Raw genomic sequence first — 16,450 nt, forward strand, 5'->3', positions numbered from 1 at the left:
AACCGGCGGTTTGCCATCATGTATGAACATATTTCAGGGGAGGAAGAAATGAGTTCAGCACATACAGAAAGCCGCGGGCTGATGAGCTCGCTTGGCCATATTTTAAATAAAATTCCAGGCGCATTGATGATTGTGCCGCTGTTTTTAGGCGCAACAATCAATACTTTCTGGCCGGAAGTGCTGAATGTCGGCAGCTTTACCACTGCGCTTTTCCGTGATGGTACAGGTGCATTGCTCGGCCTGTTCTTCTTCTGCATGGGCGCACAAATCGATTTTCGCCAGACATCTGCTACGTTGCAAAAAGGCGCGGCCATTTTGCTCGGCAAAGCTTTTATTGGTGGCTCCATCGGGCTTCTTGTGGCCTTTTATGCACCAAGCGGTACATTGTGGGGACTGACACCGCTGGCCATTATTGCCGGTATGACCAACTCGAACTCAGCGCTTTATGTGGCTCTGACCAAGCAGTTCGGTAATGCTTCAGACCGTGGTGCGGTTTCAGTGATTTCGCTCAATGACGGCCCGTTCATTACTCTGCTGATCCTTGGCACCGCCGGTCTGGCCGCTTTTCCTATGGAAATGCTGATCGGTTGTCTGCTGCCACTGCTCATCGGCTTTGTCGTCGGGAATTTCTCTTCAGAAGCCCGTAAATTTTTGGCATCGGGTGAAAGCCTGCTCATTCCGTTCCTTGGCTTTGTGGTCGGGCGTGGCATTGATTTCTCAATGCTGCTGCAAGCCGGCATGCAGGGTGTCTTGCTTGGTATCGCCACCGTTATCTGCTCAGGCCTGTTCGCCATGCTGTTTCTGCAGATTATGTATGTTATTACCCGCCGCCCTCATGCCACCCGCAATCTGATTTCCGGTGCCGCGGAATCCACCGTGGCCGGCAATGCCGTTGCCACACCCGCTGCAGTTGCTCTGCTTGATCCGAGCTATAAGGCAATTGAAGCCATCTCGACATCGCAGGTTGCCGCAGCAACGATCACCACCGCCTTACTCGTGCCGTTTCTGGTCGTGGCTATTTCCCGCTGGCAACATGCCCGCGGCATCTCGCCGGAAGCGGAAGAACATTGGATCAATACCGGCAGCGTAGAAGGTGCCCCCGTTCCAAAACGGGCTCAACCGGCCCGTGCCTGACGCTGCAATCCGGTGCGGAGCACATTTCTCCGCACCGGACACTTCAACATTTCGGAGGATTATTTTATGACCACCAATCGTTTTATCGGCACAGACCGTCTCTACCGCAATTACATCGATGGCACATTTGTCGACAGCACAAAGGACAAAATCGATGTGATCAATCCGGCAACAGGCGCTGTCATTGCCCGTGTACCGGAATCCGACAGTGCGGAAGTTGACTGTGCAGTCGCCGCAGCCCGTACTGCACAGGCGGATTGGGAGCGCCGTCCGGCCATTGAGCGTGCCGGATATCTGCGTAAAATCTCTGCGAAAATCCGCGAACATCGTCTTGCCCTTGCCGATATTCTGGTCAAGGAACAAGGCAAAGTGCAGGGACTGGCGCAGGTGGAAGTTGATTTCACCGCAGATTATATCGACTATATGGCCGAATGGGCACGCCGCATTGAAGGCGAGGTTCTCACATCAGATCGTCCGAATGAGACCATGCTGCTGCTGCGTAAACCGGTTGGTGTTGTGGCCGGTATTCTGCCGTGGAATTTTCCGTTCTTTCTGATTGCCCGCAAACTGGCTCCGGCATTGGTGACGGGCAATACGATTGTCATCAAACCAAGTGAAGAAACACCTGTTAATGCTTATATTTTTGCAGAACTGGTTGCGGAAACCGATCTGCCAAAGGGCGTTTTCAACCTGATCGGCGGGCGTGGCCGTGTGACAGGCGAGGCATTGGCTGCCCATCCGGGTGTTGATCTCATAACCTTCACCGGATCGGTTGGCACCGGCTCGCATATCATGCAGCTGGCTGGCAAAAACCTGACCCGCGTTAATCTTGAGCTTGGCGGTAAGGCACCGGCCATCGTGCTGAAAGACGCCGATCTTGATCTCGCTGCACAGGCGATTTTTGACTCACGCGTTATCAATACCGGTCAGGTGTGCAACTGTGCCGAACGTGTCTATGTCGAACAGGATGTGCATGATGCACTTGTTGCGAAGCTGAAAGCTCTCTTTGAAAGCACCCGTTATGGTGATCCGTCTGTTGAGAGCGATCTGCATATGGGCCCTCTGGTTAATCAGGCCGGTCTCGACAAAGTGGCAGAAGCCGTTGAATTGGCAAAAACACAAGGTGCAAAAGTTGTAACAGGCGGCAAAATTGCGGATCGCGGTCAGGGTTATCACTACGAGCCAACCCTGCTCACCGGTGCTACTGCACAGATGGATATTATGCGCCGTGAGACTTTCGGGCCTGTGCTGCCGGTTCAGGCTGTCAGTAGCCTCGATGAAGCCATTGCGCTGGCCAATGACTCCGATTACGGCTTGACATCATCGGTTTATACCCGTGATTTGAATGCGGCACTGAAAGCTGCACGTGAACTGAAATTCGGCGAAACTTATATTAACCGCGAGAATTTCGAAGCGATGCAGGGCTTCCATGCCGGTCGTCGCAAATCCGGTATCGGCGGTGCTGACGGCAAGCATGGTCTCTATGAATTCATGGAAACACAGGTCGTCTATATTAAAGGCGAATAATCTCTGAAAACCCTTCCGGACGCCTCTCTTTTCATGTGGCGTCCGGTCTGTACTTAAGTAAGGGCGGCGCTATGCGATTAACCGATTGCCATAATTTTCACGACTTCAGACGTCTGGCACAGAAACGACTGCCGCAACCTATTTTCAATTATATTGATGGTGGCGCAGATGATGAGGTCACATTACGCCGCAATAGCACAGCTTTTGAAACCTGTGATCTGGTGCCCAATATTCTGCGCGGCGTTGATGATGTTGATCTGTCTGTTGAGACCATGGGCGTGAAACTGGACTTACCGGTTTATCTCTCACCGACGGCATTACAGCGCTTATTCCATCATCAGGGCGAGCGCGCTACGGCCGCCGCCGCAGAAAAATTCGGCACTATGTTCGGCTGTTCTTCACTCGGTACTGTGTCGATGGAAGAACTGGCAAAGAAACATAAAACGCCGCAGGTCTATCAGTTCTACTTTCATAAAGACCGCGGCCTCAACCGCGCGATGATGCAGAAAGCACGGGAAAGCGGTATCAAAGTGATGATGCTCACCGTGGACAGTATTACCGGTGGTAATCGTGAGCGTGATCTGCGAACCGGTTTTTCCATTCCGTTTCGTTTATCCCTCAAAGGTATGCTGCAATTTGCGGCCAAGCCTGCATGGGGGATCAATTATCTGACCCATGAGAAATTCAGCCTGCCGCAGCTTGATGCCCATATTGATATGAAGGGCGATACGGTCACAATCGGGCGTTATTTTACCGAGATGCTTGATCCGTCGATGAATTGGGATGATGTGGCGCAGATGCAGGAAGAGTGGGGCGGCACATTCTGTCTTAAGGGTGTGATGAGCGCTGCAGATGCCCGAAAAGCAGCCGAAATCGGCTGTAAAGGTATTGTTCTGTCCAATCATGGCGGACGGCAGCTGGACGGTTCCCGCAGTGGCTTCGATCAGCTTGATGAAGTTATTCAGCATGTCGGCAATGATATTGATGTGATGATTGACGGTGGTATCCAGCGCGGCAGCCATGTTCTCAAGGCACTGTCTCTTGGGGCTAAGGCCGTCGGTCTCGGGCGGTTTTATCTCTATGCTCTGGCCGCTGCCGGACAGCCCGGTATTGAGCGGGCATTGTCCCAACTCAAAGCAGAACTACTGCGGGATATGCGCCTGATGGGGGCACGGAAAGTTTCTGATCTGACCCGCGATAATCTTCGTTTCCGCTAACTAATAAATATCAAAAGCCGGAGTTTTTATGCGTTTTTCCGCCAATCTCGGATTTTTGTGGAATGATTTGCCTTTGCCGGAGGCAATCCGTCAGGCCAAAGCCGCAGGTTTTGATGCTGTAGAGTGTCATTGGCCTTATAATACACCTGCCGAAGACGTTGCCAGAGCTCTGGCCGACACAGGTCTGACCATGCTGGGCTTAAATACCAGACGTGGTGATGCAGGTGAAAATGGTTTGCTTGCTCTGCCTGATCGTGTGCAGGATGCCCGTGCGGCTATAGATGAAGCCATTGCCTATGCAGTTAAAATCAAAACACCATCGGTGCATGTCATGGCAGGGAATACGAGCGGAGATGAGGCTCATAAGACCTATCTGGAAAATCTCCGCTATGCCTGCCTCAAAGCCCGCCCCCACCAGATCACCATTCTGATTGAGCCACTTAATCCTTATGATGCTCCGGGATACTTTCTCAAGTGTGCAAAGCAGGCAGAAGCGATTATCCGTGAGCTCAATTTGCCGGAACTACGCCTGATGTTTGATGTCTATCATCAGCAAATTACGGGCGGTGATATTTGCTGCAACTTCAAAAAATTGCTGCCGCTCATTGGCCATGTGCAAATTGCTTCAGTGCCGGAGCGCAGTCGTCCGGACACAGGTGAAATCAACTATCGTTTTATTCTTTCTTATATGCGGGATCTCGGCTGGCAGCGACCGGTCGGAGCAGAATACCGTCCGACCGGTACGACAGAAGACAGTCTTGGCTGGCTTAAGCCTTATCAAAATGAGCTGTAATTTACGCTTTAAAGTTCAACCGTAATTTACTGTTTTGCTGTCTCTTGTTCCGGCAATACTACATGGATTGCGTCGGTATTATCATTTTCAATTGCGCCCTGAATCATCTCATCCGTGACGCGCAATTCCGCGCCGATTGGTGAATAAGGCGTTGCCGGAGCAAAAGGCGCGGCCGGTGTGGACTCCGGTCGTGCACCACGTCTCCAGATGAAAAAGCCAACCATCAGAATATTGAGGACACTCAATGCCCAGAACAGCCCGACGGGGCCCATCACAGCCATAACCGGAGAAATAATCAGCGGACTGATGGCAGAGCCCAGAGAGTTGATCAGCAATAAACCCTGAATCATCCGCACAAGCGCATCAGCCGAGGTGCTGTCCGCTGCAAAACTGACCGCAACCGGATAGATCGCAAAAATAGCGCCGCCCAGAAGAAAGAACACCACAATCAAGAATGGTGATGACTGCGGCAGTGTAATAACAAAAGCAGACAGCAGAACACAGGCAATCCCAATCGTAATCAAGACAATTCGGCGATCCTGGCGGTCAGACCAGCGGCCAACCGGATATTGCAAAACCATTGCACCCAGAATAACACTGGCCATCATTGTACCGACTTCGCTGATATCGCGTCCGGTACGCTGAAGATACAGCGGCAACAATGCGTAAATAGCAGCAATAGCAATACCGGAGCCAAAACAGCCAATCACACCACTCGGTGTCATGCGTAACAAATCCAAGGGCTTCAGCGCTTCAACCCGCTCTACCACAGGTGTAACTTTAGGCAGGATCACAATCGGCAGAACAGACAGGGATGCCAGAATAGCCGCAGCCATATAAGGCGCACCCTCACCCCATGCATCCACAGTACCAAGCGCTATCTGCCCGAGCATACCGGAGCCATAGAGCGCGATCATGTAGAGCGCCAGAATGCGTCCGCGCATCTTTGGATCTGATGCCAGCAACAGCCAGCTTTCGATAACCAGAAAGACCCCGATCGCTGCCCAGCCATAGAGCAGGCGTAATGCAAACCAGAACCAGACATCGAAATACATGCCTTGCAGCAACACGCTTACCGTAATCAACGAAGCAAAGCTGCTATAAGCCCGGATATGTCCGATACGGGCGATTAACCGGTCGTGGAAAACAGCGCCAAGTGTGAGACCAATAAAATAGGCCGAAGAAACCAGACCTATAACGGTTTCTGAAGCACCTGCCGTATCCAGCCGCAAAGTTGTCAGCGACGACAGAAAACCATTGCCGATACTGACGATAAACAATCCGAGCAGCGGAGCGAGTATCATTGCAATAACTTGCGCAGACATGGGAACCTCAAAGCAAGCACACACCCGAAACCGATACAAGGCACCCGCATTTTTAACGGTCAGTGCGGCCTGTCGCTCCCGGGAGAAATCAAGTTACAATTTTTCAAATAAACGCGGTGCTTTGCTAATAAACCGGATATATGCGGGGAATTAATCAGCGCACAATAAAAATGGCTCAGTAAAGTCGGACCGAGTAATGGTGAACCAGAAGTATGATTCTGGCGTGGCTTATAAACCTTACATTTTGAATTTCAAGCACTGCTTTTATGCCCGCTCATTATGAAAGATTTGCGACATCAAGCCTGTAATAAAAACTCAAAATGAAACAAGGTTTTGTACTGAATTGTATGGTCTTTCCGTTGCAAGCCACTGTCTCAGATATGTCGCAATAAAAAATACCCTTCTCAACAGGGTATGCGTTGAGAAGGGTGAAATTTTTAAAAGCAAAAAGGGCTTGTTGTCAGTCTTGTTCAACAAACTGCAAATGCGTTTCCGGCGTGGCCAGTGCCAGAAACTCCAGCAAATCCTCTTTGGATAAAGCAGCACAGCCTGCTGTCGGCGTATATTCAGGACGGGCAATATGCAGAAAAATAGCGCTGCCTGCGCCTGACACGACGGGGTCGTCGTTGTGCCCGAGCACAACAACAACATCATAGACATCAGCATCCATCCACATCTTCTCATGGCTGGCAGCAAATGGCAGTTTAACGAGCTTGTTATATTCAGGATCAGAAGGTGCATCGCACCATCCCATATCCTCGGCAATGATCGTGGATTTCAGGTAGCTGACCGGCTTTTCTGTACGGTCTGCGCGATAGAATAACTGACGCAGCGGCCAGCGACCGGCAGGACTTTTACCGCTGCCTTCACAACTGTCTGAACGGATACCATTCGGACCGACTGCACAACGCCATTTTTTGTCACCAAATTCGGCCTGATAAACATTATCGCCTATGTGTTTGACCACCAGATCCACAGTCTTTTCCTCTTAACAAAAACAGGGTTATGTTTGCGCTATACTTGTAGCGGCAGAGGGAAGTAATACGCAAGCATACACTCCCCCTGTCTGATCAGGAACGCGTGGCACCGATCATATTATAATTACGGATCATATGGTTGTATTCTTTCAAAAGTTTGGAGACCATAAAATCCATTTCATTCTTGTCAGGATTTTTCGCCAAAGCTCTGCGCATTTCTTTCATTTCCACGAGGAAATTATTGAAGTCACCGGAAAGTGAGAACCATACGGGCGAATTACCAGCGGAGGTTTTTACATCCGAATGCGCCCTGGCAAAAGCATCTGCATTGTCGAACGCTGTCTGATAATCGCGCTCGACCCCTTCAATCGAAGCTGTGTTGAGGTCTCCTTTATCAGACAACGCGATAATCTTATCCATAGCAATGCGGCTGGCCAATGAAACATTGAGCATATGCCAGGAGAAATTGTCCTTACCATAGGCCTTCTCCAAGGCCACAAGGCGGCGTTCTCTCAACTGGAAATTACGCAGTGCAACCGTGTCATTCAGCTGGTCTGCTGCAGCCAGGAAAGTTTCAAACAAAGGTACCAGCTGGCTATCCAGCACTTTACCTTTAGTCATATTATCATCAACATTCTCGTTACGGCTGTAATACATATCCGCATCGTTCATCAAAGGAATTAATGCTTCCAGCGTATCAGCAAAGCTTTTTGCAGGCCCGTCCAGCTCTGCATCCGCAGGGGCCATACTGATTGCTGCACCTAAATCCTTGATGCAATCACGTGATATCGAATTATTCTGCTCATAGACTTTCAGTTTAAAGCGCCATGGTCCGCGGGTTGAGCCTGCCTTTTCAAGCAAATGCGGATAATCTTCGCTATAACCGGCAATTCCCTGACGGAGCGGTGCCGCAACATTATTCAAGCAACCGATCACCGGCTGTAGCTTTTCTTCTAATTTGGTATCTTCAGGTAACAAAGCGATCTCGCCCTCACCTGTAACCGAGGCTTTAGATTGCCCCACCTGCATTTCCTGCGGTAGCCACGGATTAAAAACGCCGCCTGCATAGGCACCGCCAATCGCGACCAAACCACCTAAGATCACTATACGGGTTAAATTATTCATATCTCAGCCCCCAATAATCCCTCTGCCCCAGTGAATACTCTCAACAGGTCAGTTTTCAATAAACAACATCAAATCTGATGGCTTGCTTAATAGTATTTTTGGTGAATTTCTGCACCACTGTTTGGCAAAACAAATAATTGTATCTACGTTTACGACTTCTTGTCCGGAAAAATTCATCACCGTAAAGAGCCGCTTTCGCAAAAACAGATAGTCCGGCTCACAAGCCGATGAGCCGAAAACAAAAACGCTGTTGAGACACAGCTCCCTAATCTATAAGCTTTTAATCAATTCATCATAAGCCGATACACTCTGTCGTGTAAAAAGTCCCATATGAAAGCCTGACGCATGAATTCGACCCCTCGCCAGTTTGATATGTTTGAGAGCCAGCCGGAGCCTGTAGTTCAAGCCCCAGCTCCTGTTATTGCAGTTCAAAAGTCCAAGCAAAAACCGGAAACTGAAGAAGCACTGGCGCAGCAGTTAGAAAAGACCGGAAATTTTCGGATATTGCGCAGACTAATCCCGCGCCCGGTTATCAGCAGAGCGGAAAGTAAATTCGACAAGCTGGCCGTGTTGATTGATACGGAAACAACCGGCCTTGATCATAAAAGTGATCAGGTTATTGAGGTCGGCGTTGTTGCCTTTACCTATAATGATGATGGTGCTGTGGGAGATGTTGTCGGGGTCTTTAACGGCTTGCAACAGCCTACCATTCCGATCCCTGCAGAGATCACGCGCATTACGGGAATTACCGATGAGATGGTTCGCGGACAGGTGCTGGACTTAAAAACACTGGAAAACATGATCGAACCGGCTGATCTTGTTATTGCGCATAATGCCCGCTTTGACAGACCTTTCTGCGAAAAACTATCGCCTGTTTTTGTGCCCAAGGCATGGGCCTGTTCAGTCGCAGAAATACAATGGGCGGGTCTTGGTTTCGAAGGCAGTAAATTGGGCTATCTGGTTGGACAGGCTGGTCTGTTTCATAACGGACACCGTGCAACAGACGATTGCCATGCTTTGCTGGAAGTTCTCATCCGCCCTGCGGGTGCTGCAAAAACAATCCCTTTTACAGAACTCCTGCTATCCAGTCGTAAATCGCGGATACGCATTTATGCGGAAAACAGCCCGTTTGATATGAAAGATCACCTGAAAAAGCGAGGCTATCGCTGGTCTGACGGCAGCGACGGGCGCCCTAAAGCATGGTGGACAGAGATTGATGAAGCGCAATATGCTGATGAGCTGCATTATCTGCGCACAGAGATTTACCCCTGGAAGGATGCTGAGCCGCTAGCAATCAAACTGACAGCGGCAGACCGGTTTAAAACCTGAAAATCTTCTGTCTTGGGCGTTATTCACCCTCTGCACATTGCCCCGCATAAATTAAACTAGAGCGTGTTGCGTTTAATCGTACCCACTGCGCTCGCTCTAGTTTTTTAGTTTATCGCATTATCCCGACGTCAAGTTGATGCAACTTGACTGTGAAATGCTCTATTGCGGGGGAAGTATTCAACTGTCTTACACTTCTTGCAGTACGGGCGTGGCTGCACTTTCAGTTTTGCGACCGGCAAAAACCATAAGCAATCCGGCAGCAGCCAGAATGCCGCCTGCAAAAGACACAAAGGCATAGCCCAGCCCCATACTGATAACGCCAGCACCGATTGCTGCACCCACGGCATTACCGAGGTTGAATGCACCCACATTGATTGAAGATGCCAGACCCGGTGCCTCAGAAGCTGCCAGCATGACACGCATCTGAACCGGCGGCACAATAGCGAATGCCGCAGCCCCCCAGAAAAGCAGACCAAGTGCGGCTCCGGTATGCGTGCTGAAAGCAAACGGCAGCACAAACATGATCACGGCCAAAGCGGCCAGAAAAATCTTTGTAGCACCATCCAGAGACCAGTCCGCAAGACGACCACCCAGCCAGTTACCAATAGTAAAACCGACACCAATCAACGCCAGTCCAAAAGTCACAAAGCGGCCGGATGCGCCGGTCAGAGTTTCCAATGCAGGGGCGACATAAGTATAAAGGGTAAACATCGCTCCTGCACCCATTACAGTTGTTGCCATAGCAAGCAACACGGCCGGACGGGTCAGTACCCGCAATTCCTGCCGTACATTTGGCATTGTGCCCCGCTCACCTTTCGGAAGAGCAAAATACAAAGCCATAATAGCAACAATCCCGATCAGAGCGGTACCGGCGAAAGCCATGCGCCAGCCGATCTGCTGACCTACCCATGTCGCAGTCGGTACGCCGCCGATATTGGCAATAGTCAGCCCCATAAACATAGCGGCTACGGCACTGGCTTGTTTTTCTTTAGGCACAACACTGGCTGCAACGACGGCACCAAGCCCGAAAAATGCGCCGTGGTTCAGACTGGTTACTAGTCGCGCGAACAGTAAAGTGTAATAACCCGGAGCCAATGCTGACATCAGGTTACCAATGGTGAAGATCGCCATCAGCAAAATCAGGGCTGTGCGTTTACCGAAGCGGCTAAAAGCAAGCGTCATAACCGGTGCGCCTGCCATGACGCCGATTGCATAAGCACTGACCAAGAGTCCCGCCGCAGGAATTGAGACATCAACGCCTTCAGCAATGACCGGAAGCAACCCCATCGGTGAAAATTCTGTGGTTCCGATGCCGAAGGCACCGATTGCAAGCGCGAACAGTGCCCAGCGGGCAGAAGGCGCTGCTGCGGCTGTCGAAACACCCGTCGGAATATGTGTATTCATATTGATAATTCCTTAGACATCCCAGATCGGAGCCAGCCCTTCGGGGCTGACCAGACGACCATTTGGACGTACCAGTCCGGCAATGGCTGTCATATCACTTGCATCAAGCGCAAAATCGAAGATTGCAATATTTTCAGCAACACGAGCGGGATTTGCTGTTTTTGAAAGTGCAATATAGCCTTGCTGCACCAGCCAACGCAGGCCGACCTGAGCAGCGCTTTTGTCGTACTTAACACCAATCTGCTGCAGGAGTTGATCCTGAGGAACGGCGCCGTCTGCCATGCTATAATAAGCAGATGCTACAATATCACTGTCATTTATTGCAGCTAAAAGCTTGTTTTGAGAAATATAAGGATGCAGTTCAACCTGATTGGTAATGATTGGCGCGGCAGAGCGTGTCATAGCTTCCTGCATTTGTGCGATATTGTAATTGGAAACACCGATAAATTTAGTCTTACCGGCTTCCTTCACGGCATTGAGCATATCAACCTGTGCAGCGACAGGCACCTGATCAGCAGGCCAGTGCAAGAGCAACAAATCTACCTGATCAGTTTTCAGCTTATCGAGGCTTTCATCGACTGATGCTGCGAAGCGGCTGATATCATAATTATCAACCCAGACTTTTGTGGTCAGAAACAGGTCATCTCTGGCGACGCCAGCCGTTTGCAGGGCTTTGCCCAATGCTGCTTCATTCTGGTAAATCTGCGCTGTATCAAAATGACGGAAACCGGCTTCCAGTGCTGCCGGTATAACCCTTTCCACTTCAGCATCGGACATACGAAAAACGCCGAACCCAAGCGCTGGAATAGTGGCACCATGTGTTTTAACAAATTGCATATTATAATTCCTCATGATGTGATCCGGCAGATCGGTCCGCACAGTTCACAAATGTTTTGTGTTGAGCTTTAAATAAAGTGTCTGTCGGGACTTGATAATCAGCTCGAATTCCACATCATCTGTGAAACGAAATCACAAATAGGACTTCAATGGACAATCGTACCGGAGAAATGCAGGTCTTCCTGCGCGTGGTGGAAACGGGTAGTTTTTCAGAAGCCGCGCGTCTGCTGCGGATGACCCCGTCAACCATCAGTAAATTGATCTCCCGTATGGAAACGCGACTGGGCGTGCGACTGATTGAGCGTTCGACCCGCCGTTTATCTCTGACCAATGAAGGGCGGTTCTACTATGAGCGTGGCCTGATCTTGCTGCAGGATTTAGACCAGATTGAGCAGGAACTTGCACAAGGCGCAGCAACAGCAAGCGGAGTTGTGCGGGTCAATGTTTCTGTGGGTTTGGGAGCGCTGGGGCTGGAACCACTGCTGCCTGCTTTTTGGGAGGCCTATCCGAATATTATCGTTGATCTTTCTCTGTCCGATGAAATTGTCGACCTCTATCTGGAGCGCACCGATATTGCATTTCGGGTGGCAACATTGCCGGATTCCGGCATGACTGCACGGCGTATCGGGGTAGCACGGCGCAAAATTGTCGCCTCGCCTGCCTATTTGGAGCGCTGCGGCACGCCTAAAACTATTGAAGATCTCGCCCGGCATAATTGCATTGGTTTCAACTTCCGGCGCGCTGCACCGGTCTGGCCGCTTAAGGAGAGTGGTCGGATAACAGATCGTGTTGTGAAAGGCTCGTTATTGGCCAATAATGGTGAGACGGTGCGCCGGATGACGCTTGCCGGTACCGGACTCGCACGCATGGGCGACTATCACGTGCGGGCAGATATTGCCGCCGGTCGTCTTGTCGAAGTTCTGGCTGATATTATCGAGCCGGATGAAGAGGAAATCCACGCTGTTTTTCTGGGCGGGCAACGCATGCCGCAGCGTGTCCGGCTATTCCTAGATTTTATTGTTCCCAGATTGCAGAACTTTCTCAATGCCCCTTTGTAGTCTGAGCGGATAATCAATGCGCTATTTTTCATATCCGCTCAGTCAGTTATTCTACGTTGAAGCCAGAAACTCCGCGCCGCGACCGATAATGGATTGATCTTCTGACCCAATCGCAGCCAGATCGCGTCCTTCATAAGGCAATGTCAAAAGAATACGACGAATTGCCGCCAGACGTGCACGTCTCTTGTCATTCGAGCGAATAATCGTCCATGGCGCATAGCCGGTGTCTGTGCGTTCCAGCATCACATTGAGCGCAGCCGAATATTCGTCCCAACGGGAAATGCCCGCCACATCCATCGGCGAGAATTTCCAGTGCTTCAGCGGACTGTGCCGGCGCTCATGGAAGCGTTTCAATTGCATTTCCTGCCCGATATCGAGCCAGAATTTAAACAGATGAATGCCATCCGTTACAATCATGCGCTCAAAATCCGGCGTTTCAACCAAAAAGGTTTCCAGCTGTGCAGGTGTACAAAAGCCCATGACGGTCTCAACACCTGCACGGTTATACCAGGAGCGGTCAAAGGTTATAAATTCGCCCGCTGTCGGGAAGTGTGCAACATAACGCTGAAAATACCATTGACCGCGTTCGGTTTCGGTCGGTTTGGTCAGTGCAACATTTCGAGCTGTGCGCGGATTCATATATTCACGCATGGTAAAAATCGTACCGCCTTTTCCGGCAGCATCACGACCTTCAAAAATAGTGACCACGCGCTCGCCGCTGTTCTGCAGCCAGCTTTGTAATTTAACCAGTTCAATCTGTAAGCGAGTCAGCGTTTCCTGATACTCATCCGATTTCATCTTGGATGTATAAGGATAGCCGCCGGATTGCAGAGCACCTTCTTCAATCCAGTCTGGCAGTTTCGGATCGTCGATATCAAACTTTTTCTTGTTCGCACGTTTTGAACTATCACCCACTGCAAGATCCTTTCGTTGATCTGCATATGATACTTATCGTTTATCATACGGGTAAAGAGAAAAGATACATTTTATAGTGCATTGGATAATGCAATGAGCACTGAGTTTTTGAGAGAAAAAGACCGTCTTACGGCTAAGGTCGATCAACGAATCCAAGTTATATTTTATGGGCGTCAACCGCACGTGGATCGATACCAGTCTTTTGTGATTATCGAAATTACCCAGGCATTTGAAGAAGCAGGATTTATGAGGTCAGACAATCACTGCCTCAGGCGGTTTGCACATATAATATCTAAGGCCAAATTCGGGCCCGATTTGATGTTTGGCGCAGGTATTTCATGAAAAGCCGAAATCAACACCGATGTGGCTGCGGGTATTAACACTGCCATCTCAAGCGCGCCCCGTACAGGCTTTGCAGTCTTAGACTCGCATAATTAGATGCGATGAAGCGGGCACTTACAGCCCGCTAGCTTCGCTATTCATCTGCGCTTCTTCTTTTTTTCTCTGCGCCTCTTCCTTGTCTTTATCATAATGCCACTTGATGGCGAAGAACATGCAAACGCCTAATACCCCAAGCTTAAAAATACCGAAGACTATAGGAACCCAATCCATTTTTTGAATATTCCATGCTGTTATCTGTTTCGGAGAGCACTAGCAGAATAGTTCTGATTAAACAGCCCATTTTTTGTCTGATCGCGTTTTAGTGAGAAGGACATCCCTCGCACAGCAGATTTTTCTACCCTGAGCTTAACAAGCCTTAAATATGCAATTTATTGTTCCGCATCTGATGAATATTCATCACATTACCAAAACCTTCAAAACCAAAATCAAAGGAGACGAAGTTTGATGACCGCTATACGAAGAAAAAATCGTCGAATTAGATGCGGAATGGAACAGACGCGAACGTGAGATGTCAAACCAACAGGAAAATAACGTCAAACCTGAAAGAGTGTAGCACAAATGGCAAATAAATCTTACAGTGAAATCAAGGAATTAAAGTGGTGCCCGGAGACGGATTTGAACCGCCGACACGCGGATTTTCAATCTTCCTAATTCAATTGTTTTATATAGACAATTTATAATTTCTGTTGCGCTATGTTGCACTTCCAAGCAATGCATTTTGCGCTATCGCTAACTCATCTGAAGCATTGTCAGATGGAAACAGGTGTCCATATACGTCAGCAGTGACATTAATTGTAGCATGTCCCATACGTGATTGAACTACTTTTAGTGGCATCCCAAGGCCGCCATCTTCTTTGCGGTTTATGAGCCAAGAAGCAAAAAAATGCCGTGTGCTGTGCAGGCCTGAGTATTTTGCTTCGACTACAGGCTGCCCATCATCGTCTGTTTGGCCGGTGTTTATAGTCACGCCAGCTTTAATTTGTGTTGGCGCCCAACCACGTCGACGAATGTTCGCTAAGCCTTCAACGGTTCCAGCTCCTGTTGGAAAGCATAAATTCAGTGCGCCTTGCGGACATTCCTTTTTCCATGCTTTCAATGCATCAACCACGATTGGCGGCACGGGAATTGTACGCTCGCCTGCCTCCGACTTTGGAGCACCTATTTCATTAAACCGGTCCGCTCGTTGGCTGACATGTATTTCTCCTTTTTTGAGATCTACATCATTCCATCTTAAGCCTCTTAGCTCGGACGCTCGCAGCCCTGCAAAAATCGCGACTAAAAACAAAGGGCGCCAACGACCTTCAAGTGCGCTGACAATTGAGCGTATCTCGGCTGTAGTCGGAATATCCACTCCAACCTTCAATTTTCCTTTTTTACGCTTATCAATACGGCGATCTACACCAGAGCTGCGAGTTTTTGATTTTTCACGCACAACATTGCGTGCAACTAAGCCTCGATCCTGTGCATCTGCCAGCAATGAACCGAGGCTCACCAATATTTTTCGAACCATTGCTGGAGAGCGACCTTCATCGCGCAAATTATCTTCGAATGCTCTAACCGTAGCGATGTTTAGTTTTGAAAGCTTAGTAGCTCCGATAAATGGAGAAATATGCAGATTCACATGTTGCGCATATTGATTTGCAGTTGAGCGCTCAAGCCCCCGTGCATCAACGGCGGATAGCCATAACTCTCCGGCCTTCTGCACTGTAACACTTTCAGATTCAGCAACATGCGTACCATGACGAACCTCACCCCGGACAGTCAGCAAAAACTCATCGGCGTCTTTTTTGCGCGTGAATTGCTTAAATCTACGCTTACCTTCGCCATCGCGGTATTCCGCGAGCCAAGCGTTCTTCCCTGACGGTAATGTTCGTTTTCGTAGAGCCATAAATACACGTTATTGGACACACGTGCGGCATGCAACACAGGGTGTTAATTTATCCAATTCTGACAGAATTGGACTGATCTTATTCCCGTAATTAACAGCGTCTGGTTGTGGCCTCTTGATTACCCACCATCCAACGCAAGAGCAAAAACAGGCGCTTTAAATAGCGCCTGCTGTTTCTAATAGAAATATCTGTTACCACTTCACGCGGAAGCCGATTGTGCCCTTGTATGCGTAGCTGTCTCCGAAGTTTTTCAGGCTGGAATTGACTGATCCTTCGCCATAGAGCGAGTATTTATCATCGCTCCAGTTATAGGAGCCACCAAGCCCGATACCTGCCCAGAGGCGGTCGCTTTTGTTGTAGAAACTGACATTGCTGACATCAACTTTAGTACCATCCAGAAACTCATGATAGAGATTGGCAATACCGTAAACATAAGAACGGTTCATCATGCCTTGGCCATTCTGCCATGAGTTTTGATAGTCCAGACTGACACCAAGACGTCCGCGCAGATTGGCAGC

The 16,450-nt window shown here is 49.5% G+C and carries 15 protein-coding genes; 6 read left to right on the forward strand and 9 right to left on the reverse strand.

Annotated features, from left to right (window positions below):
• The first annotated feature begins 48 nt into the window (after positions 1–48).
• The 4 genes from DFR47_RS11140 to DFR47_RS11155 all read left to right on the forward strand — a co-directional run bounded on the left by DFR47_RS11140 (position 49) and on the right by DFR47_RS11155 (position 4,671).
• Positions 49–1,134 (forward strand): 2-keto-3-deoxygluconate permease, encoded by a 1,086-nt coding sequence (locus DFR47_RS11140; protein ID WP_210207296.1) that lies wholly within the window; start codon positions 49–51, stop codon positions 1,132–1,134.
• A gap of 66 nt (positions 1,135–1,200) precedes the next feature.
• Positions 1,201–2,661, forward strand: a complete 1,461-nt coding sequence (gene aldA / locus DFR47_RS11145) for an aldehyde dehydrogenase (RefSeq protein ID WP_113944461.1) — start codon at positions 1,201–1,203, stop codon at positions 2,659–2,661.
• 71 nt (positions 2,662–2,732) lie between these two features.
• Positions 2,733–3,878, forward strand: a complete 1,146-nt coding sequence (locus tag DFR47_RS11150; RefSeq protein WP_113944462.1) for an alpha-hydroxy acid oxidase — start codon at positions 2,733–2,735, stop codon at positions 3,876–3,878.
• 28 nt (positions 3,879–3,906) lie between these two features.
• Complete coding sequence (locus DFR47_RS11155; protein WP_113944463.1) at positions 3,907–4,671, forward strand: hydroxypyruvate isomerase family protein; 765 nt, start codon at positions 3,907–3,909, stop codon at positions 4,669–4,671.
• A 26-nt stretch (positions 4,672–4,697) separates the two neighbouring features.
• Here the strand turns inward: DFR47_RS11155 and DFR47_RS11160 are convergent, their stop codons facing one another.
• The 3 genes from DFR47_RS11160 to DFR47_RS11170 form a co-directional block, all read right to left on the reverse strand.
• Positions 4,698–5,996 (reverse strand): MFS transporter, encoded by a 1,299-nt coding sequence (locus DFR47_RS11160; RefSeq protein WP_113944464.1) that lies wholly within the window; start codon positions 5,994–5,996, stop codon positions 4,698–4,700.
• Positions 5,997–6,456: 460 nt separating this feature from the next.
• Positions 6,457–6,972, reverse strand: coding sequence for a L,D-transpeptidase family protein (locus DFR47_RS11165; RefSeq protein ID WP_113944465.1), 516 nt, complete (start codon positions 6,970–6,972; stop codon positions 6,457–6,459).
• Between the two features lie 94 nt (positions 6,973–7,066).
• The gene (locus tag DFR47_RS11170; protein ID WP_113944466.1) at positions 7,067–8,098 is read right to left on the reverse strand and encodes a DUF3829 domain-containing protein; all 1,032 of its coding nucleotides are present in this window, start codon (positions 8,096–8,098) and stop codon (positions 7,067–7,069) included.
• 345 nt (positions 8,099–8,443) lie between these two features.
• Between DFR47_RS11170 and DFR47_RS11175 the strand changes: the two genes are divergently transcribed.
• Positions 8,444–9,427, forward strand: coding sequence for a 3'-5' exonuclease (locus DFR47_RS11175; protein ID WP_113944467.1), 984 nt, complete (start codon positions 8,444–8,446; stop codon positions 9,425–9,427).
• Positions 9,428–9,613: 186 nt separating this feature from the next.
• Here the strand turns inward: DFR47_RS11175 and DFR47_RS11180 are convergent, their stop codons facing one another.
• Together DFR47_RS11180 and DFR47_RS11185 are read right to left on the reverse strand one after the other, a co-directional pair.
• On the reverse strand, positions 9,614–10,831 hold the full coding sequence (locus DFR47_RS11180) for an MFS transporter (RefSeq protein ID WP_113944468.1): 1,218 nt from the start codon (positions 10,829–10,831) through the stop codon (positions 9,614–9,616).
• 12 nt (positions 10,832–10,843) lie between these two features.
• Positions 10,844–11,668: an aldo/keto reductase gene (locus tag DFR47_RS11185; protein ID WP_113944469.1), complete on the reverse strand. Its 825-nt coding sequence runs from the start codon at positions 11,666–11,668 to the stop codon at positions 10,844–10,846.
• Positions 11,669–11,817: 149 nt separating this feature from the next.
• Here DFR47_RS11185 and DFR47_RS11190 point away from each other — a divergent pair, with 149 nt between their 5' ends.
• The gene (locus DFR47_RS11190; RefSeq protein ID WP_113944470.1) at positions 11,818–12,726 is read left to right on the forward strand and encodes a LysR family transcriptional regulator; all 909 of its coding nucleotides are present in this window, start codon (positions 11,818–11,820) and stop codon (positions 12,724–12,726) included.
• A gap of 51 nt (positions 12,727–12,777) precedes the next feature.
• Here DFR47_RS11190 and ppk2 read toward each other — a convergent pair whose 3' ends face one another.
• The 4 genes from ppk2 to DFR47_RS11215 all read right to left on the reverse strand — a co-directional run.
• On the reverse strand, positions 12,778–13,641 hold the full coding sequence (gene ppk2, locus DFR47_RS11195) for a polyphosphate kinase 2 (RefSeq protein ID WP_113944471.1): 864 nt from the start codon (positions 13,639–13,641) through the stop codon (positions 12,778–12,780).
• Positions 13,642–14,097: 456 nt separating this feature from the next.
• Entirely contained in the window at positions 14,098–14,253 is a 156-nt protein-coding gene (locus tag DFR47_RS21775; protein ID WP_170137484.1) for a hypothetical protein, read from the reverse strand.
• Between the two features lie 481 nt (positions 14,254–14,734).
• The gene (locus tag DFR47_RS11210; protein ID WP_113944473.1) at positions 14,735–15,931 is read right to left on the reverse strand and encodes a tyrosine-type recombinase/integrase; all 1,197 of its coding nucleotides are present in this window, start codon (positions 15,929–15,931) and stop codon (positions 14,735–14,737) included.
• A 192-nt stretch (positions 15,932–16,123) separates the two neighbouring features.
• Positions 16,124–16,450 (reverse strand): autotransporter outer membrane beta-barrel domain-containing protein (locus tag DFR47_RS11215; RefSeq protein ID WP_113944474.1); only part of this gene is annotated, 327 nt, incomplete at its 5' end.

This window comes from Pseudochrobactrum asaccharolyticum (assembly GCF_003314995.1).
Classification (GTDB): domain Bacteria; phylum Pseudomonadota; class Alphaproteobacteria; order Rhizobiales; family Rhizobiaceae; genus Pseudochrobactrum; species Pseudochrobactrum asaccharolyticum.